The sequence below is a fragment of the Streptomyces sp. NPDC040589 genome (assembly GCF_055594445.1).
This window is the reverse complement of sequence record NZ_JBVIWP010000004.1, coordinates 1021502-1040207: the sequence shown is the minus strand read 5'-3', so window position 1 is coordinate 1040207 and position 18706 is coordinate 1021502. Positions and strand designations below refer to the sequence as shown.

General features: G+C 70.7%; 16 protein-coding genes and 1 pseudogene. 11 read left to right on the top strand and 6 right to left on the bottom strand.

All coding sequences use genetic code 11. The features are described 5' to 3' along the window. Positions 1 to 27: 27 nt before the first annotated feature. On the bottom strand, positions 28 to 336 hold the full coding sequence (locus ACZ58V_RS22595) for a hypothetical protein (RefSeq protein WP_471291683.1): 309 nt from the start codon (positions 334 to 336) through the stop codon (positions 28 to 30). Next, positions 303 to 1148, bottom strand: coding sequence for an SDR family oxidoreductase (locus ACZ58V_RS22590; protein ID WP_471291680.1), 846 nt, complete (start codon positions 1146 to 1148; stop codon positions 303 to 305). The genes ACZ58V_RS22595 and ACZ58V_RS22590 overlap by 34 nt, the downstream gene beginning before the upstream one ends. A 122-nt stretch (positions 1149 to 1270) precedes the next feature. Here ACZ58V_RS22590 and ACZ58V_RS22585 point away from each other — a divergent pair, with 122 nt between their 5' ends. After that, entirely contained in the window at positions 1271 to 1666 is a 396-nt protein-coding gene (locus tag ACZ58V_RS22585) for a winged helix-turn-helix transcriptional regulator (RefSeq protein WP_471291677.1), read from the top strand. Between the two features lie 9 nt (positions 1667 to 1675). Here the strand turns inward: ACZ58V_RS22585 and ACZ58V_RS22580 are convergent, their stop codons facing one another. Beyond that, positions 1676 to 2335 (bottom strand): TetR/AcrR family transcriptional regulator, encoded by a 660-nt coding sequence (locus tag ACZ58V_RS22580; protein WP_471291675.1) that lies wholly within the window; start codon positions 2333 to 2335, stop codon positions 1676 to 1678. Positions 2336 to 2460: 125 nt separating this feature from the next. Here ACZ58V_RS22580 and ACZ58V_RS22575 point away from each other — a divergent pair, with 125 nt between their 5' ends. Continuing rightward, positions 2461 to 3672, top strand: a complete 1212-nt coding sequence (locus ACZ58V_RS22575; RefSeq protein WP_471291673.1) for a cytochrome P450 — start codon at positions 2461 to 2463, stop codon at positions 3670 to 3672. Positions 3673 to 3692: 20 nt separating this feature from the next. Here the strand turns inward: ACZ58V_RS22575 and ACZ58V_RS22570 are convergent, their stop codons facing one another. Then, entirely contained in the window at positions 3693 to 5408 is a 1716-nt protein-coding gene (locus ACZ58V_RS22570) for an IlvD/Edd family dehydratase (RefSeq protein ID WP_471291671.1), read from the bottom strand. Positions 5409 to 5590: 182 nt separating this feature from the next. On the opposite strand from ACZ58V_RS22570, the gene ACZ58V_RS22565 reads away from it, so the two are divergent. The 3 genes and pseudogenes from ACZ58V_RS22565 to ACZ58V_RS22555 form a co-directional block, all read left to right on the top strand. After that, a complete protein-coding gene (locus tag ACZ58V_RS22565; protein WP_471291669.1) occupies positions 5591 to 6109 on the top strand; it encodes a hypothetical protein in 519 nt (172 codons plus the stop codon). 188 nt (positions 6110 to 6297) lie between these two features. Next, positions 6298 to 6618 carry a hypothetical protein gene (locus ACZ58V_RS22560; RefSeq protein WP_471291790.1) on the top strand — a complete coding sequence of 107 codons (321 nt, stop codon included), beginning with the start codon at positions 6298 to 6300 and terminating at the stop codon, positions 6616 to 6618. Continuing rightward, positions 6510 to 6992, top strand: a pseudogene (locus ACZ58V_RS22555) (lasso peptide biosynthesis B2 protein); the annotation flags it as partial. The gene ACZ58V_RS22560 and the pseudogene ACZ58V_RS22555, both read left to right, overlap by 109 nt. Positions 6993 to 7005: 13 nt before the next feature. Here ACZ58V_RS22555 and ACZ58V_RS22550 read toward each other — a convergent pair. Further along, complete coding sequence (locus ACZ58V_RS22550; protein WP_468198341.1) at positions 7006 to 7995, bottom strand: helix-turn-helix domain-containing protein; 990 nt, start codon at positions 7993 to 7995, stop codon at positions 7006 to 7008. 300 nt (positions 7996 to 8295) lie between these two features. Here ACZ58V_RS22550 and ACZ58V_RS22545 point away from each other — a divergent pair, with 300 nt between their 5' ends. From ACZ58V_RS22545 to ACZ58V_RS22530, 4 genes are all read left to right on the top strand, one after another. Next, positions 8296 to 9120: an alpha/beta fold hydrolase gene (locus ACZ58V_RS22545; protein ID WP_468198339.1), complete on the top strand. Its 825-nt coding sequence runs from the start codon at positions 8296 to 8298 to the stop codon at positions 9118 to 9120. A 19-nt stretch (positions 9121 to 9139) separates the two neighbouring features. Beyond that, positions 9140 to 9973: an alpha/beta fold hydrolase gene (locus ACZ58V_RS22540; RefSeq protein ID WP_471291666.1), complete on the top strand. Its 834-nt coding sequence runs from the start codon at positions 9140 to 9142 to the stop codon at positions 9971 to 9973. A gap of 24 nt (positions 9974 to 9997) precedes the next feature. Beyond that, complete coding sequence (locus ACZ58V_RS22535) at positions 9998 to 10795, top strand: alpha/beta hydrolase (protein ID WP_468198335.1); 798 nt, start codon at positions 9998 to 10000, stop codon at positions 10793 to 10795. A 124-nt stretch (positions 10796 to 10919) separates the two neighbouring features. Continuing rightward, on the top strand, positions 10920 to 11711 hold the full coding sequence (locus ACZ58V_RS22530; RefSeq protein WP_471291664.1) for an MBL fold metallo-hydrolase: 792 nt from the start codon (positions 10920 to 10922) through the stop codon (positions 11709 to 11711). A gap of 140 nt (positions 11712 to 11851) precedes the next feature. Here the strand turns inward: ACZ58V_RS22530 and ACZ58V_RS22525 are convergent, their stop codons facing one another. Further along, complete coding sequence (locus ACZ58V_RS22525) at positions 11852 to 12415, bottom strand: snapalysin family zinc-dependent metalloprotease (protein ID WP_471291662.1); 564 nt, start codon at positions 12413 to 12415, stop codon at positions 11852 to 11854. Positions 12416 to 13004: 589 nt separating this feature from the next. Here ACZ58V_RS22525 and rph point away from each other — a divergent pair. Further along, the gene (gene rph, locus ACZ58V_RS22520; protein ID WP_471291660.1) at positions 13005 to 15623 is read left to right on the top strand and encodes a rifamycin-inactivating phosphotransferase; all 2619 of its coding nucleotides are present in this window, start codon (positions 13005 to 13007) and stop codon (positions 15621 to 15623) included. 185 nt (positions 15624 to 15808) lie between these two features. Continuing rightward, entirely contained in the window at positions 15809 to 18631 is a 2823-nt protein-coding gene (locus ACZ58V_RS22515) for an alpha/beta hydrolase (protein ID WP_471291658.1), read from the top strand. The last annotated feature ends 75 nt before the right edge of the window (positions 18632 to 18706 follow it).

The following is an 18706-nucleotide window of genomic DNA, read 5'->3' as shown; positions in this document are numbered from 1 at the left end:
GGCCTGAGTCCCGGGCCGCGGCTGCGGCTATGCCCGTTCGGCCACCAGGCGCTCGGCGATGTCCTGGCGGGTCCGCTCGTCGGCGTCGGCGGGCGATGCCTCGAACTCCTTGCTCACGGGGCCGCCGGTTTGGTTCCCCCTCATGTCCGCCCAGGCCTGGCGAGCGGTGGCCGGGTCGAGGACCCGCGTCATCACCATGAACAGAGACCGGTCGGACTCGGACATCCCTGCCCGGGCGGACGGGGCGAACTCGGGCGGCAGGTCGGGGAGGCGGAACGGCGAGGGGTCGTGCTTGCCGTGCTTTACCGAAAGGCGGCGACGTGCTGTCGAGCCCACGCCGCGAAGGTGCGAGGTGTGCGGCCGAGGACCCGTTCGACGTCAGGGCTGATCCGCTGCTCGGCGGGCGTGGGCTCGCCGAGGATGGCCAGCGTCGTCTCGATCACGGCCTCGGGCATGAACCGGAGCATCTGAGCCCGGGCCTCGTCAGGGGTCTGCTCGATGAAGCGGACCGGTTCGCCGAGCGCGTCCGCGATCGATTCGGCTCGTTGCCTCGGCGTGCTGAGCGCGGGCCCGGTCAGCTCGTGGATCTGGCCGGCGTGTCCGCTCTCGCGCAGCGTCACGGCGGCCGACTCGGCGATGTCGCCCGGGTCGACCGTGGGCAGGCCGACATCGGCGAACGGCGCGGCGACGGTCCTTCGGGTGCGTACCGACTCGGCCCAGGCGAACATGTTGGAGTGGAAACCGCCGGGACGCAGGACGGTCCAGTCCAGGCCGGACTGCCGCACGGCGTCCTCGATGGCGCGTGCCGTGCCACCGTGCGAGGCCGACTCCGGCCGCGTGGCGACTCCTTGCGAGGACAGCAGCACGACGCGCTCGACTCCGCCGGCCTTGGCGACGTCCATGATGTGCCGGGGGTTCAGCAGGTGGGCGCTGGGCCCGCCGTTCTGCAGGAACAGCGCGTCGGCGCCGTCGAGAAGCGGGCGAAGGCTCTCGGCGTCGGTCAGGTCCGCCCTGTGATGCCGGACGCCCTCGGGAACGTCAGCGTCGGTGATGCTCCGGGACGTCGCGGTCACCCGCTCACCGGCCGCCGCGAGCGTCCGTACGAGCGCACTGCCGACGTTACCGGTCGCCCCCGTCACTACGATCATGAGTAACTCCCCCTGATTTCCAAGTGGTTGGCGTCGCCCGATGGCCGGGCGGGACAGGGGGACGCTAACACCGGAAGTAAAGTAGGTACCTACAGGAAAGCGACTGTCCGAGAGGGAAGCGCATGGCCGCCGACGCCGCACCCATCGCAGCCGACAGCACGACCGAACCGGTGCTCGCCTGCCCGATCTCGCCGGTCGTCGACATCGTCTTCAGCCGGTGGACCACACCTGTCCTGTGGACCCTGCACGCCCACGGCCGGCAGCGCTTCGTGGAACTGCAACGGCGCATCGCCCGCATCACTCCGAAGGTGCTGACCCAGCGACTGCGCCAACTGGAACGCGACGGGCTGGTCGTGCGCACGTACCACCCGGAGGTCCCCCCTCGCGTCGAGTACGAGATCAGCGAACTCGGCCGCAGCCTCGCCCCGCTCTTCGCCCATCTCTCCGAGTGGGCGGCCGGCAACCTGGACAAGGTCGACCGTGCCCGCCGTGAGTACGACGGCGACCCGGCTCGCTAGTACGTGTCGCTACCGCCCCGAGAGCCCCCGGGTGGCCAACCCGAGTGCGTCGGCGAGGCGGTCGCGATGTCCCTCCAGCGCTTCGAGGGTGATGCCTCGGCCGGCTGTCTCACGGGCGAGATCGTCGGCCGCGGCCTTGAGCACGGCGCTCATCACGGCGGCCTGTACCCGGACGTCGAACGTGTCGGGCCGCATGCCCATGCGTTCGGCGAGCACCTCGGTGAACGTCTCTTCCGCACGCTCCCGGAGCACCAGATAGGCGGCGCGCAGCGCGGGTTCGTCGTGGGTCATCCTGACCACCGCGAGCACCGCCTCGACATCCGCGCCGGACGACGAGTCGATGACGGGCTGGTAGGCCGCGCGCAGGTGGTCGATCAGGCCGAGTTCGGGCGGCCAGGCGTGCAGCACCGTCCGGAAGGCGTCGATCATCTGGGTGAGCAGCGGCTCGACGCAGCTCTCCTTGGTGGGGAAGCAGCGCCACAACGTGCGTTCGGAGACCCCGGCGGCTTTCGCGATCTGCTCGCCGGATGTGGCGGCCACGCCCTGCTCGGCGAACAGCCGGACGGCGTGGCGGGAGATGTCCAGGCGCTGCCGCCCGCGTTGCTCGTCGCTCACCGGCGGCCGTCCCCGGCGGGGCACCCGCTCACTGTCCGCCACGAAGTCCTCCATCAGGCGATCTAAACATGCCCGCGACGTGGGATGACTGTCCGAAACTTTAATGACAGTTACTGCCAACAAACTGCTACGGTCGGGGCGGCTCGAAGATCGAATTCTGAGATCACAGAAGGAGCGCCATGAGCGTTGCCGCCGAGCGTCAGCAACTGCCCTTCCCGAGGCCGAACGTGCTCGACCTCGCGCCCCTGTACGACGTGCTGCGCCGGGAGGCGCCCGTCACGCCGGTCACCACACCGGCCGGGGACCCCGCCTGGCTGGTCACCCGTTTCGAGGAGGTCCGCGACCTGCTCAGCGACAAACGACTGGGCCGCTCCCATCCCGAACCGGAACGTGCCTCACGACTGACGTCCGCCGCCGTACTGGACGGACCCACCGGCAACTACGACACCGAGGAGGCCGACCACACGCGGATGCGCCGGCTGCTGACCCCGGCGTTCTCGGCCAAGCGGATGCGCATGCTCACCGACCATGTCCAGCACCTGGTCGACGACTGCGTCGACCAGCTGATCACCGAGCATGCCGCCACCCCCGACGGGGTCGTCGACCTGCAGGCCGGGCTGGCCTTCCCGCTGCCGGTCGCGGTCATCTGCCGGCTGCTCGGCGTGCCCGAGAGCGACCGCGAGCGCTTCGCCTCACTGTCGGAGCGCATGTCCAACTACGCCATCGGCGACGCGGCCCACCAGGCGCGTGACGAGTTCAACGAGTACATGACGGGACTCGCCGAGACGAAACGCGCACAGCCGGGCGAGGACGTGATCTCCGACCTCGTACACGCGCAGAGCACCGACGCGGACTACGACTACGCCGACATGATCCAGCTCTGCGTCGGGCTGCTGTTCGCCGGGCACGAGACCACGGTCAACCGCATCGGCCTGGGCACGCTCTTCCTGCTCACCCGTCCCGACCAGTGGCAGACGCTGACCGCCGACCCCGACGGCCGGGTCAACGCCACCGTCGAGGAGATCATGCGCCTGGGCGCTCCCGGCGACCTCGGCCTGCTGCGCTACGCCCACACCGATGTCGACGTCGCCGGCGTCACCATCCGGCGCGGCGACGCCGTGGTCCTGTCGATCAACGCCGCCAACCGTGACTCCTCGGTCTACTCGGACGCCGAGACCTTCGATCCTGACCGCTCCGAACGCAACCACCTCGGTTTCGGACACGGCGTGCACTTCTGCATCGGCGCGAGCCTGGCCCGTGTCGAACTGCGCATCGTGTTCGCCACCCTGGCACGCCGGCTGCCCGGTCTGCGGCTCGCCAAGGAGCTGGACGAGCTGGAGGTCCGTACCACCCTCACCGGCGGTGTCACCGAGTTGCCCGTGACCTGGTGATTCCCTGAGGTGACCCGGTGTCAGTGCGACTCGCGGGTCACCTCGGAGCCGCTGGAGCCCACGAGGAAGTCGAGGTCGGCGCCGGTGTCGGCCTGGAGGACGTGGTCGACGTAGAGGCGTTCCCAGCCGCGCCGGGGGTTGGCGAAGCCGGTGACGGTGGCCTTGCCGGGGCTTCTGCGGGCGAGTTCGCCGGCGGGGACGTCGACGTCGATCCGGCGGGCCTCGACGTCGAGGGTGATGAAGTCCCCGGTCCGCACGAGGGCGAGCGGGCCGCCGGCCGCGGCCTCGGGAGCCACGTGCAGGACGACCGTGCCGTACGCCGTGCCGCTCATCCGGCCGTCGCAGACGCGGACCATGTCACGCACTCCCTGTTCCAGCAGCTTCTTCGGCAGGGGCATGTTCGACACCTCGGGCATGCCCGGGTAGCCCTTGGGACCGCAGCCGCGCAGAACGAGGACGGAGTCGGCGTCGACGTCGAGCTCGGGGTCGTCGACACGGGCGTGGAAGTCCTCGATGGAGTCGAAGACGACGGCCCGGCCGCGGTGCCGGAGCAGGTGCGAGGAGGCCGCGGCCGGTTTGACGAGCGCCCCGTCGGGGGCGAGGTTGCCGCGCAGGACGGCGATGCCGCCCTCGGCGACCAGCGGTTCGGCACGGGTACGGATGACCTCTCCGTCCCAGATCTCGGCGTCGTCGAGGAAGTCGGCCAACGGTCTGCCGGTGACGGTCAGCGCGTCGGGATCCAGCAGGTCGCGCACCTCGCGCAGGACGGCGAGCAGCCCGCCGGCACGGTGGAAGTCCTCCATGAGGAAACGCCCGGCCGGCTGGAGGTCCACCAGCACCGGTACACGGGAGCCGATGCGGTCGAAGTCGTCGAGCGACAGGTCGATGCCCAACCGGCCCGCGATGGCCAGGAGATGGACGACGGCGTTGGTCGAGCCGCCGATCGCGGCCAGTGCCACGATCGCGTTCCGGAAGGACGCCTCGGTCAGGAACATCCCCGGTCGCCGGTCGGCGCCCACCATGTCCACCGCCAGTCGACCGGTGTGATGCGCGGCCTCCAGCAGACGGCTGTCGGGGGCCGGGATGCCCGCGGTACCCGGCACGACCGTGCCCAGTGCCTCCGCCACCAGCGCCATCGTCGAGGCCGTGCCCATGGTGTTGCAGTGGCCGCGGCTACGGATCATCGCCGACTCGGAGCGGGAGAACTGTTCCTGGGAGAGCGTGCCCGCCCGGACCTCCTCCGACAGCTTCCACACACCGGTGCCACAGCCCAGCAGGCCGCCGCGGAAGGTGCCGTTGAGCATGGGCCCGCCGGGAACCACCACCGCGGGCAGGTCCACCGAGGCCGCGGCCATGAGCAGCGACGGGATCGTCTTGTCACAGCCGCCGAGCAGGACCACGCCGTCGATGGGGTTGGCCCTGAGCATCTCCTCCGTGGCCATCGCTGCCATGTTCCGCCACAGCATGGCGGTGGGCCGCACCTGCGTCTCCCCCAGCGACACCACGGGCAGGTCGAGCGGGATGCCACCCGCCTCGTACACGCCGTTGCGGACCGAGGCCGCGACCTCGTTCAGGTGCGCGTTGCAGGGAGTCAGGTCAGAGGCGGTGTTGGCGATCGCGATCTGGGGCCGGCCGGTGAAGGCGTCACCCGGCACTCCGCGGCGCATCCAGGCCCGGTGTATGTAGGCGTTTCGGTCCTGTCCCTCGTACCACTGCGCGCTGCGGAGCCTCTCCATGGAGCCCTTCCGATAGACGTACGGAGGTCTGAGTTCCGGAACGTCATGAAGCATAAGCATCCAGTCGACGGATCGACAGACCCCGCCGAGCGCGTCGGAAACCCGTCAATATTCGCCCGCGCGGCGCCAGAACCCCGTCAGCAGTGGTCACAGCGCCCGTACGGCCGCCTACTTTCGGAGACATGGAACGGAGCTCACCGACGGCCCCGGTCGGCGACCGCCACTGGCGTGACGGTGCGCGGCTCGCGGTGGGCTGGGCTCTGGTGTTCTACGCCATGTTCCTTCTGGTCGACTGGGACGGCGGAAGTCTGACGCCTCTGCGCGCCCTGCTCTGGGGCCTCTTGTCGGCCACGGTGTTCAGCGTCCTGCTGCCGCCACAGGTCAGCGCGGGCCCCGGCTGGCTGGCGGTACGCACCCCCTGGCGCCGCCTCATCATCCGCACGGACGCACTGACGTCCGTACGCCAGTACGACGGCATCTCGTCCCACCTGGTCCTGCGGGACGTCCACAGCCACCGCCTGGAACTCGACCCCCGCATCCTCACGGCCAACCCCCTGCTCTGGCACGAACTCGACACGGGCGTCCGCCGCTCCCTGGAGCGCGGCACGCTGCGCCACGGCGCGGATGTCCTGGAACGACTCGGCCACCGCATCGACGACGAGACCGTGCACGCGGTGTTCCGGGCATCGGGACTCTCCTGACGCCTTCGGCGGCGCGTTCGGGAGTTCGGCGAGCGCGCCGGTGCACCTCCCTGGCGCGCGGCAGGTGTCGGCCTCTCACCCCTCACACGATGGGTTTGTCCAGATTCCAGTGGCCTCGTCCGGTTCTGGGGTGCGTAACTGCTTGACCGGGGGCGGGAATTCCGCCTCCGCGACCGGAGGTGACCGCTGTGAACGAAGCGCTCATGACCATGGAGACCCTGGACTTCTACGAGCCGCCTCTGAGAGAAGGACGTTGCACCGACTTCGCCCTGATGTCACCGCCTGCGCCACAGGCGACGGCATGGTGCTGCTCGACGAGCGCACCGGCCGGTACTGGCAGCTCAACAGCACCGGCGCTCTCGTCGTCACAGCGCTCCTCGACGGGGCCGCACCGGACCGGGTGGCCGACCCGCCTCGCCGCACGCCCGGTGACCCGCGAGCGCGCGGCCGCGGACGTCACCGCCCTCCTCGACCACCTTCTCAAGGAAGCGCTGGTGTCCGCCTCGTGAGCCAGGTCCTGGACACCGGGGGCGTCCGGCCGCCGGTGAGCCGCCGCATCGCCGCCCACACCGCCGTCGCCGCCGCCCGGCTCATCGCCCTTCTGCCGCCCCGCCGCATCCGCACGGCCCTGCACCTGGCCCGCAGCGGTGCCCGACCCGCCCGCCACGACGAAGCCCTCCGGGCCCGGCAGGACGTGACCGCCGTCAGCACCCTGTGCGCGGGCCGCTACTGTCTCCAACGCTCCCTGGCCACCGCCCTGTTGTGCCGTATGCACGGCCACTGGCCCACCTGGTGCTCCGGGGTACGCACCTCACCCTTCGCCGCCCACGCCTGGGTGGAGGCGGACGATCGCCCCGTCGGTGAACCCCCGGACACCACCGCCTACCGGACGCTGATCAAGGTGGAGGCGCCGCACGGCGGGAGCGGCCGTCCCGGGAGTGACGTCGCCATTCGCTGGGGCTGGTGCCGTAGGTCTCGCGGAAGCGGCGGGAGAAGTGGGCGGGATGGGCGAAGCCCCAGGAGCGGGCGATGGCTTCCACGGTGCGATGAGCCTGTTCCGCTGCGGCCAAGTCCTCGCGAGCGCCTTCGAGCCGGCGGCGGATGACCCATTTCTCGAGACTCAGTCCGCCTTCCTCGCACAGCCGGTAGAGGGTGCGCACCGAGATGCCGTGCGCCCGGGCGACGCGCTGCGGCGTGAGATCCGGCTCGGTGAGATGTGCGCGGAGGTAGGCCAGGACCCGTGTGAACAGGGTCTCCTGCGCCACCTTCCGGCGTGTGGGGTCGTCTCCGGCGGCCGAGACGATCAGAGCACGGGTGAGTTGCACGGTCGCGGCGGCGAGGGCTTCCGCCTCGGGGCCGCCGCTGAACCGGTCCGCGTGCCGGCGCAGTCCGCGGATGTGCTGCACCAGCAGCGATTCGACGGGGCTGTGCTGCAGCAGAGGGATGGCGGCCCGCACCGTGTCGACGGGCAGGGCGAGATGGGCGATGTCGACCGAGAAGGCCACCGAGCGGCCGGAGCCCGACCATCCGTACTCGTGCGACGCGACCATGTGGGGGGTCAGGCCGACGCCGTCCGGTCCCAGTCGCCGCTGGTATCCGTCGCAGCCGAAGGCGCCCGTGCCGAACCCTTCGGCCTGCGTCATGATCGAGACGGTGTCCACCAGTTCACGGCGGGTCTTGCGGTAGGAGCGCACGAAGCGCGCGCCCGTGCCCCGGGTGTCGAACAGGGTGAGAGGCCCGATGTGCCAGATCTCGAGCCTCTTCCACATCGTCGCCGCCGGCTCGTCCTCCTCGACCACGTCGACTCCGCCCTCCCGCGCGACCACGTTGCGGAGAGCCTCGTAGCGGTCGGCGACGGGTAAGCCGTCGGTGTCGAGAACCAGCACGGCGCCTCCCAGGCTGCGGTAGCGGCCTGTCGCCGCTGCTTCCCCGAGGAGCAGTCTGCGGCGTAAGGGCCACTCGCGACAAAGCCGCGTTCATCGGGCACCTGACTCGACGGCTCCGGTACGCGATCCACCGTCGGGTGCGATGGACGAGAGCGTCGTGGCACAGAGGGGCAAGGCTCCGGCGCGCAGAGCACAGCCGGTGGGCGACGCCCGTGCCATGCTCCCCTTCACCAATGCTTCACGTTCCGCAGAGCCACTGATCAATGAGCCGGAAGATCCCCTGTCACCGGGAGTGTTCCCATGCCATTCGTCACCGCAGCCGACGGAGCGCGGATCCACTACAAGGACTGGGGCGAGGGCCGCCCGGTCGTGCTCAGCCACGGCTGGCCGCTCAACGCCGACAGCTGGGAAGCCACGCAACTGCTCCTGGCCACCCACGGATTCCGCGCGATCGCGCACGACCGACGCGGACACGGACGTTCCGAGCAGACCTGGAACGGCAACGAGATGAACACCTACGCCGAGGATCTGGCCGCCCTCATCGACACGCTCGACCTGCGCGATGTCACCCTGGTCGGATTCTCGACGGGCGGCGGCGAGGTCGCCCGCTACGTCGGCCGGCACGGCACCGCGCGCGTCGCCCAGGTCGTCCTGGTCTCCGCCGTACCGCCGCTGATGCTCAGGACCGACGACAACCCGGGCGGCGTGCCGGTCGAGGTGTTCGACGCGATCCGGGCCGGCTCGCTGGCCGACCGGTCACAGCTGTACCGCGATCTGGCCGACGGGCCGTTCTTCGGCAACAACCGCCCCGGCGCCGACGTCTCCCAGGGCATCCGCGACGCGTTCTGGCGCCAGGGCCTGCAGTCCGGGCACCGGAACGCATTCGAGTGTGTCGCCGCCTTCTCCGCCACCGACTTCCGCCGGGATCTGGACGCCATCGACGTCCCCACCCTCGTCATCCACGGCGACGACGACCAGGTGGTGCCGTTCGAGGTGGGCGGCGAGGCGTCGGCGGCGCGCATCAAGAACGCGACGCTCAAGGTCTACCCGGGCGCTCCGCACGGCATCACGGACACGCACAAGGAGCAACTCGGCGCCGACCTGCTCGACTTCCTCAACCACTGACTCCGGAAGGAACCACTCGATGATTCCCGAAGGCCGATCCCGCCGCAGCATGCTCGGCGGACTGATCGCGGCGGGCGGCGCCCTGACGCTCGGGGCCTCAGCAACCCCCGCCGCAGCAGGTACCCATGCCCATGCCGACCGGCCTGGCTCCAAGGCGACCTTCGTCCTCGTCCACGGCGTCTTCGCCGACGCCTCCGGCTGGAACGCCGTCACCACCCGGCTGCTCAAGGCCGGTCACCAGGTCCTCGCCCCGGCCAACCCTCTGCGCGACCCGGCCGGTGACGCCGCATATCTCTCCGGCATCATCGCCGCGCTCTCCGGTCCGGTGATCCTCGTCGGCCACTCCTACGGCGGCGAGGTCATCACCAACGCCGCCCGGGGCCACGCCCACGTCAAGGCGCTCGTCTACGTCGCCGCCTTCGCGCCCGACGAGGGCGAGAGCGCGTTGCAGCTGGCCGGCATGTTCCCCGGCAGCATGCTGGAGGACGCGCTGGTGCTCCGTCCGCTGCCGGACGGCACCGACGCCGAAGGCTCCATCGATCCGGCGAAGTTCCACGACGTCTTCGCCCAGGACCTGCCACGCGCCACCACCAGGGTGATGGCGGTCTCCCAGCGCCCCGGCAGCGTGGGCGGGCTGTCCGGTGCCAGCGGCGCACCGGCGTGGAAGAGCCTGCCGTCCTGGTACGTCGTAGCCGGAGCCGATCGTGTCATTCCGCCCGCCCTTCAGCGGTTCATGGCCGGTCGGGCCGACAGCGGGACCGTAGAAGTGAAGGGTGCCTCGCACGTCGTGATGATGTCCCGGCCGGACGCCGTCGTGCGGCAGATCGAGGCCGCGTACCACGCCACCCGCTGAGCCCCTCCGGAAGGAACGGCAGCCATGAGCACCCCGGACACCATCGTCCTCATCCACGGCTTCTGGGTGACCCCGCGCAGCTGGGAGCACTGGATCGACCATTACAAGAAGCGCGGCTACCGCGTCCTCGCGCCCGCCTACCCCGGTTTCGAGGCGGAGGTCGAGTCCCTCAACACCGACACCACGCCCATCGAGAAGGTCACTGTCGAGGAGATCATCGGGAGCCTGGAGCAGGAGGTCCGGGCCTTGGACAAGCCGCCCGTCCTGATCGGCCACTCCGCCGGCGGCGTGTTCGTCCAGCTTCTGCTCGACCGCGGCTTTGGTGCGGCCGGGGTGGCCATGTGCTCCGCGCCCACGGAGGGCGTGGCCGTCGTGCCGCTGACGCAGATCAAGGCGGCCTTCCCGGTGCTGAAGAACCCGGCCAACCGGCATCGCGCTGTCGGTCTGACCGCCGAGCAGTGGCACTACGCCTTCACCAACACCTTCTCCGAGGAGGAGTCGAAGGCGCTGTACGAGCGGTACGCGATCCCCGCCTCCGGCGCCATCTTCTGGGACAGCGCCCTGGCCACCCTGCGCCCCGGTCACCAGAGCACGTACGTCGACTACCACAACGACGCCCGTGCGCCGCTGCTGTTCATCTCGGGCGAGAAGGACCACCTGATGCCGCCCAAGGTGCAGCAGTCCAACGCCCGGCACTACAAGTCGGACACGGTCACCGAGGTGAAGGAGTACCCGGGGATGCCGCACCTGCTGCCCGCGGCGCCCGGCTGGGAGGAGGTCGCCGACCAGGCCCTCGACTGGGCGCTTGCGCACGCCGGGTAGGCCGAAGGTCCGGTAGACCGCAGCTCCGGTGGACCGTAGGTCCGGTAGACGACACGTCCGGGGCGGCGACCGGCCGCCCCGGACTCCTGGCCCCGGCCTCCGGAAGTAGGGATGGACTCCGCCCATGAGTGAGGCCCGCATCACCCACATCGGCGGCCCGACCACGCTGATCGGGGCGGCGGGATGGCGCCTGCTGACGGACCCGACCTTCGACCCTCCCGGCCACCGCTACTCCTTCGGCTGGAGCACCTCCTCGCGCAAGATGTCGGGCCCGGCGGTCGAGCCGTCCGAACTCCCGCCACTGGACGCGGTACTGCTGACCCACGACCACCACGCCGACAACCTGGACGCCGCCGGGCGCGCCCTGCTGCCGGGGGCTCGCGTCGTACTGACCACGCCGTCCGGCGCACGCCGCCTGGGCGGCAACGCCCACGGCCTCGCCCCCTGGCAGACATGGCGCCTGGAACGCCCCGGCCTCCCCACCATCGAGGTCACCGCCACCCCCGCCCGCCACGGCCCGCCCCTGTCCCGTCCGCTCGTCGGAGACGTGACCGGATTCGCCCTGCGCTGGGAGGGCCAGCGACATGGTGCACTGTGGATCTCCGGGGACACCGTCCTCCACGCCGGCGTACGCGAGCTGGCGCACCGCCTGTCCGTCGGTACCGCGCTGCTCCACTCGGGCGGCGTGCGCTTCCCTTTGACCGGCCCCGTCCGCTACACGATGACGGCGTCGCAGGCGATGGAAGTGTGCCGCCTGCTGCGCCCGCACACCGCACTGCCCGTCCACTACGAGGGATGGACACACTTCCACGAAGGCCGACGCGCCATCGAGGCGGAACTCGCACGGGCCCCCGCCGACATCCGCGCACGGTTCCGCTGGCTGCCCATCGGCAGCGCGCTGGAACTGACGGTGTGACGGGGCACGGCTGCGTACGGCAGGACGTCGGGGTCGCGGAGCAGCCCAGCTGAAGGCTGAGGATGCTGGACGCGCGAACGCCCGCCCCAGGTACGCAGGCGGGCGTTCGGCTGTGAGTCCGACGGGTGGTGCGGCAGGCTTCAGTCCACGATCACCTCGGCACGTGCCGCCGGGGCCGGCCCGGCGAGCGCGCCGCCGAAGTTCCCCTCGACCTCTGCCTTCTCCGCCGCGTTCGGATACGGGTTCGTGCACGCGGTGCCCGCGGTGGAGCCGGACATCAGACTCGAGCACGGTCCGGGCTTGCGATCGGGCAGGCCCAGGATGTGCCCGAGTTCGTGGGCGGAGATGCGAATCGTGTTGTAGCCCTGGTCCACGGCCTGCCGCCCGATGTAGACGGTTCCGTTGCCCAGGGTGGTGGGCAGGGCACGCGGCCAGCCGTTGTCCGCGAGGACCCGTATGTTCGCGCGTTGCCCGGCGGTGGCCGGCCGCAGCTCGACGGCGTCGAGACTCTCGTTCCAGATCGCCGCGCCCCGGTCGACCGCGCTCCTGAACTCCGCGGAGCCACTGGCGTCGTAGATGAGAACACGGGCGGCGAGTGAAGCACTCTCCGCATCGGGGGAAGCGGCCACAGCCTGGCCACCGGCCAGAGAGAAGGACACCACCAAGGCAGCGGCCAGGCCACCGGTCAGCGTACGGACGTGCATGATCGACCTCCTTGTGGGGAAAGGCAGTCGTGCTCATGACATTCTCTGGCCCACTGCCCAGTGGGAATGGAGATGAATCCGTCAATCAGCGTCGGCGCTCTGCGCGGACAACGTCGCAACGCAGTAGCGCGGGACCGCCATGATGCTCCTTCACCCAGGCGCGATCCGCCTCCGTGATCTCGTCGTAGACCCGGGCGAACGCCCGGCCTCGCGCCCACGCGACGACCCGGCTTGTTGGGCAGCCCCACTCAGTCAGTCGGCGCCGCTCGGCTGCCTCCCAACGAGGCGTCAGCAGCCGGTGCGTCGAGCCGTCCACATCCGACAACCCGGCGTACACACGCCCCAGAGCGTCGGTTCCAGCGGGCGGAAAAAGGCAAAGGCAAGGAGAACTCTCTCCTTGCCACTCTCAACGTATAGCGCACCGGGGGGCTTGCGGCAAGACCCGGGGGGTGGCACAGAATCGTCCGCCGAGGCCACAACCTGCGGATATGGGGAGCACGGTGTGCGCGTGTTGTCGATGTATGGGGGACGCGGTGATTCGATCGGCGAGTGCAGTGGAACGGGACACGACCGCCTCGGAGGTATCGCGATGATCGAGCAGTACGTGCGGGACCTTCAGGAGGTCGACGAGGCACAGGTCGCGGTCGTAGGCGGCAAGGGCGCGCACTTGGGCAGGCTGTCGCGGATCGAAGGCATCCGCGTGCCGGGCGGCTTCTGCGTGACGACGGACGCCTTCCGGCGGATCATGGCGGAAGCGCCGTCGATCGACGATCGGCTCGATCAGTTGTCGCGCGTGAACCCCGACGACCGGGAGGCGATCCGCGCACTCAGCGCGGAGATCCGTCGGACCATCGAAGGGATCGCCATCCCGGTCGAGCTCACGGCGGCGATCACCGGCACACTCGCCCGGCTCGGCGAGCAGTCCGCCTGCGCCGTCCGATCCAGCGCGACGGCGGAGGACCTGCCGACGGCCTCCTTCGCCGGCCAGCAGGACACGTACCTGAACGTCGTGGGGCCGACGGCGATCCTCCAGCACATCAGCCGGTGCTGGGCCTCGCTGTTCACCGAGCGAGCCGTGACCTACCGCCAGCGGAACGGCATCGACCACCGTACGGTCCACATGGCCGTGGTCGTGCAGCGCATGGCCTTCCCGCATGCGTCCGGCATCCTGTTCACGGCCGACCCCGTCACGGGCAACCGGAAGGTCGCCACCGTGGACGCCGGCTTCGGCCTCGGTGAGGCCCTGGTCTCCGGCCTGGTGAACCCGGACGTCTTCAAGGTGCGGGACGGCGAAGTCGTCGCCAGGACGATCGCCGCCAAGGAGCGTGCCATTCAGGCCCTGTCGGCCGGCGGCACGCGGGAAGTGGCGATCGACGCGCAGCGGCAGGAGCAGCCGGCGCTGACGGATGCGCAGGTCGTGCGGCTCGTGCAGCTCGGGCGGTCGATCGAAGCACACTTCGGGCGCCCGCAGGACATCGAATGGTGCCTGGTCGACGATGACTTCCAGATCGTGCAGAGCCGGCCGATCACGACGCTGTTCCCCGTCCCCGTCCCCGTCCCCGAGACCGGCGACCAGGAGAACCACGTCTACGTCTCCGTCGGTCATCAGCAGATGATGACCGACCCCATGAAGCCCCTGGGGCTCTCCATGTGGCAGCTGATGGCGATGGTGCCGATGCAGGAGGCCGCCGGGAGGCTGTTCGTCGACGTCACCCGGCGCCTGGCCTCGCCCGCGAGCCGCGCCGGCCTCCTGGACGTCATCGGGAAAGGCGATCCGCTGACCAGGGACGCTCTGGAGACCGTCCTCGACCGCGACGGCTTCGTCCCGTCGCTCCCGGACGCGGGTCCCGGCGGGCCGCCGGCCGGCGGCGCGTCCGCCCCGATCGAGACCGATCCCGCCGTCGTCACCGAGCTGATCGAGCGCAGCCAGGCGTCCGTCGCCGCCCTGGAGCGGGACATCCGGACGAAGAGCGGACCGGCGCTGTTCGACTTCCTGCTGGAGGCGTTCGAGGAGCACAAGCGAGTCCTCAGTGATCCGCTGAGCATGCAGGCGATCATGGCGGGGATGGAGGCCACGTGGTGGCTCAACGACAAGCTGCAGGAGTGGCTGGGCGAGAAGAACGCGGCTGACACGCTCACGCTGTCCGCCCCCGACAACGTCACGTCGGAGATGGGACTGGCGCTGCTCGACGTCGCGGACGTGATCCGCCCGTATCCGGATCTGGTGGCGTTTCTGCAGGGCGTCGAGCACGTCGAGGACGCGGCCTTCCTGGACGAGTTGCCGAAGCTCGCGGGCGGGACCGAAGCGCGCGACGCCATCGAGGCCTACCTCGACCGGTACGGCATGCGCTGCGTCGGCGAGATCGACATCACGAGGCCGCGTTGGCGCGAGCGTCCCGCCACGATCGTGCCCGTGATCCTCGACAACGTCAGGAACTTCGAGCCCGGTGCCGCCGAGCGGCGTTTCGAGGAAGGCCGGCAGAAGGCGCGGAAGAAGGAACAGGACGTGCTGTCGCGCTTGCGGGCCCTGCCGGACGGGGAGCGGAAAGCCGGCGAGGCCAAGCGGATGATCGACCGGGTCAGAACCTTCATCGGGTACCGGGAGTACCCGAAGTACGGCATCGTCAGCCGCTCCTTCGTCTACAAGCGGGCCCTGCTGGCGGAGGCCGAGCGCCTCGTGCGGGCCAACGTGCTTCCCGCGCAGGAGGACGTCTTCTACCTCACGTTCCAGGAGTTCCACGACGCCGTGCGCTCGAACCAGGTGGACGGCCGGCTCATCGAGCAGCGCAAGGAAGCGTTCCGGTCGTACCACGCGCTCACACCGCCCCGGGTGCTCACATCGGACGGTGAGGCCCTCAGCGGGGCGTACCGGCGTGACGACGTGCCGGACGGCGCCCTGATCGGCCTGCCGGTCTCCGCCGGGACCATCGAAGGAAGGGCCCGGGTCATCCTTGACATGGCGGATGCCGATCTCGAGGCGGGCGACATCCTGGTCACGGCCTTCACGGACCCCAGCTGGTCGCCGCTGTTCGTCGGAATCGCGGGGCTGGTGACGGAGGTGGGCGGCTTGATGACCCATGGCGCGGTGATCGCCCGGGAGTACGGTTTGCCGGCCGTCGTGGGCGTGGAGCAGGCCACCCGGCTGATCCGGGACGGACAGCGGATCCGTGTGCACGGAACCGACGGGTACATCGAGATCCTGTCCTGACCCGCCCGGCCCGCACGCCGGGCAACTCCCCTGCGAATGGATCGATTTGATGCCGCAGGGGGTCAATTTCGAGCAACCCTACGACCCTTCTTTCTCATCTTCTCCTAAGGAACGAAAGAGGCGCCCGGGACACCTGGGACACCTGTGGTGTCCGGGCGCAGGAGCCGATCCGGAGGAGAAGCACGTTGATCCATGCTCGGCGCACATTGGTCGCCACTGCGGCCTTGTTCGCGGTGGTGGTGGGGTCGCCAGGACTGGCGCACGCCCAGCCGGCCGCCGACCCCACCCCGTCCGCCCCATCCGCCGGCCCGGGCCCCGGCCCCGACCGTGGCCTGCCGGCCGGCTGGCGGATCACCGGCAAGAGATCCGGCCAGCAGCTGACCTGGCGCTCGAACAGACCCGTACCCATGGGCGACGCCGCTGTCGAGTTCTACTCCGGAGACCGGCTCCTGGGCCGGCCCACGGCCGGCAAGGACGGGCACACCTTCCGCCTCGGCCTCGAAGGCGTGACGCTCGGGGCGGCGACGGACCTGCAGGTGCGGGCCGCGGGGCGCCGCCTCGACGAGGCCGGCGTCAAGGCCGACTCGAAGCGCCGGTCCGCCGAGAAGCGGGTGCGGCCCGCAGATCCGTCGGAGCCGTCGGCCCTGCCGCCGGCCAACCCCGTGGACCCCGGTGTCCCCGGCCCGTACCGCACGGTCAGCGGCGAGTACACGCTGAAGTCGGTGCAACTGCCCGACTTCCCGGCCCCGGTGGAGATGCGCGCGACCGTCACCGCACCCGCCGGCGCCCAGGGCAAACGGCCGCTGGCCCTCTTCCTGCACGGCCGCCACTCCACCTGCTTCACCGGAGGGGCGGACGGTGAGGCACTCGGCGAGTGGCCCTGTCCCACCGGCTCGAAGCCGATACCCAGCTACCGCGGCTATCTGCACGACCAGAAACTCCTGGCGTCTCAGGGGTATGTGACGGTGTCCATATCCGCCAACGGCATCAACGGGCAGGACCACGCGGCACAGGACGCCGGAACCCAGGCCCGCTCCTCCCTGGTACGTCAGCACCTCGCCCGCTGGGCCGACTGGTCGGGCGCCGAACGGGCCAAGGCACCCGCGGTCGTACGGAAGGCCGCGCGGGCCGACCTGTCGCGCGTGCTCCTGGTCGGTCACTCGCGCGGCGGCGAGGGCGTGAACCGGGCCGCGATGGACAGCCTCACCAAGCCGCCCGCGGACAAGGACGGCTACCGCGGTCCGGTGCGCTGGAAGATCCGTGGGAACGTCCTCATCGGCCCCACCGTCTTCGGGCAGAACCCGGCTCCCGATGTGCCGTCCATGACGATCCTGCCGGGCTGCGACGGTGACGTGTCCGACCTGCAGGGTGAGATCTACGTGGACGGGACACGCGGCGTGAGCCGTGGTGCCGCCCTGCACAGCGCGGTCTACATGGTCGGGGCCAACCACAACTACTTCAACACCGAGTGGACGCCGGGGCAGGCCGAGGCGCCGGCCGAGGACGACTTCTGGAACGACGAGGAGGAGGCGCCGGACCCGGTGTGCACGCCGGGGACCGCGACGCGGCTGACGGCTGAGCGGCAGCAGGCCGCCGGTTCGACGTACATCGCCGCCGCGGCCCGGCTGTTCGTCGCGGGCGACGACCGGGTCCGGCCGCTGCTGGACGGCTCGGGCGTCCGCGCGGCGTCCGCGGGTCCCGCGCGCGTCCTCGCCCACGCCGTCGGTGCCCGTCGCACCGCCGCGTTCCTGCCGGACGCCCCGGTCACCGTGGACGGCGGCCGGTTGTGCGCGCAGGTGGACCCCGACCCCGCGACCGCCTGTCTGAACCCCGGGACCCCCGGCAGGTCACCGCACTTCGCCGAGTGGGAGACGGAGCGGGAACCGGGCCGCGACGCCGTGGCGCTCGACTGGTCGGCGCCGGGTTCCGCGGTCCGGGTGCGGCCCGGACGGCCGGTCTCCCTGAGCGGAGCCAAGTCGCTGGCCCTGCGGGTCATCGTGCCGCCGAACACCACCGGCACCCGCATGGACGTGTCCCTCACGGACACCGCGGGCCGGCACGCGACGCTCGGCGCCGTCCGCCTCGACGGACTGCCCGGCTCCGACCGGACGGCCTCGTACTGGGGTCAGGAGGTACGCGTACCGCTGACCTCGGCGACGGCGGCCGGGCTGGATCTGAAGCGGGTGAAGTCCCTGGCACTGACCCCGCGCAGCGGATCGGGACAGGCGTGGCTGATGGACGCCTGGGGCTGGCGCCCTGGCATGGCGACGGTACGCCCGGTCGCGCTGCCCCGCGTCGACATCGGCCAGATGACGGCTGACGAGGGCGACTCCGGAGTCCGGACCTACAAGGTGCCGGTGCGGCTCTCCGGGCAGGGCAGTGGCCAGATCAGGCTCTTCGTCGCGGACCCCGAGACCCGTGAGGTCACGTCCCGGTCGGTGGCGGTGCGGCCCGGCGGCAGCGTCGACGTGCCTGTCGAGGTGCGCGGCAACACCCGCTTCAGTTACGGCACGGCCCACCAGGTGTTCGCGAAGACCGTCCGGGGCGCCGTGGTCGGCAACCATTTCGGCGGCCTGACCGTGAAGGACGACGATCCGATGCCCACCTTCAAGGCGACGCCGGTCGCGGGCCGGGTCGTCGAGGGCCGGAGCCTGAAGTGGCGGATCGAGCAGTCCGCGGTCGCCGACACGGATCTCTGGCTCGAGGCCGCGTTCGCGCCGGTCGAGGGCGGCGCGGAACTGTCGAGCACCGACGTCGACCCGCAATGGTTCGAGGAGAACACCGGCGAGTCACCGCGCCCAGCCCGGCCGCTGTCCGAGGTGGAGGTGTTCTACCCGGACATCACCGTACCCGCGGGGCAGCTGAGCACGGAGGTGACCGTACCCGCCGTCGTGGACGGGGTGAACGAGCCAGAGGAGTCACTGCGGATGCGGATCTCCAGCTGGGAGGACGACCGCGGCGAAGTGGAGGGCCCGGTGCTCGACGGCACGGTGGTGGACGCACCGTAGGCGAAACGGCTCGGACTCCCTGACCGACTGCCGAGCAGAAGTGGACGCGGGTGCCGGAGTTCACGGCACCCGCGT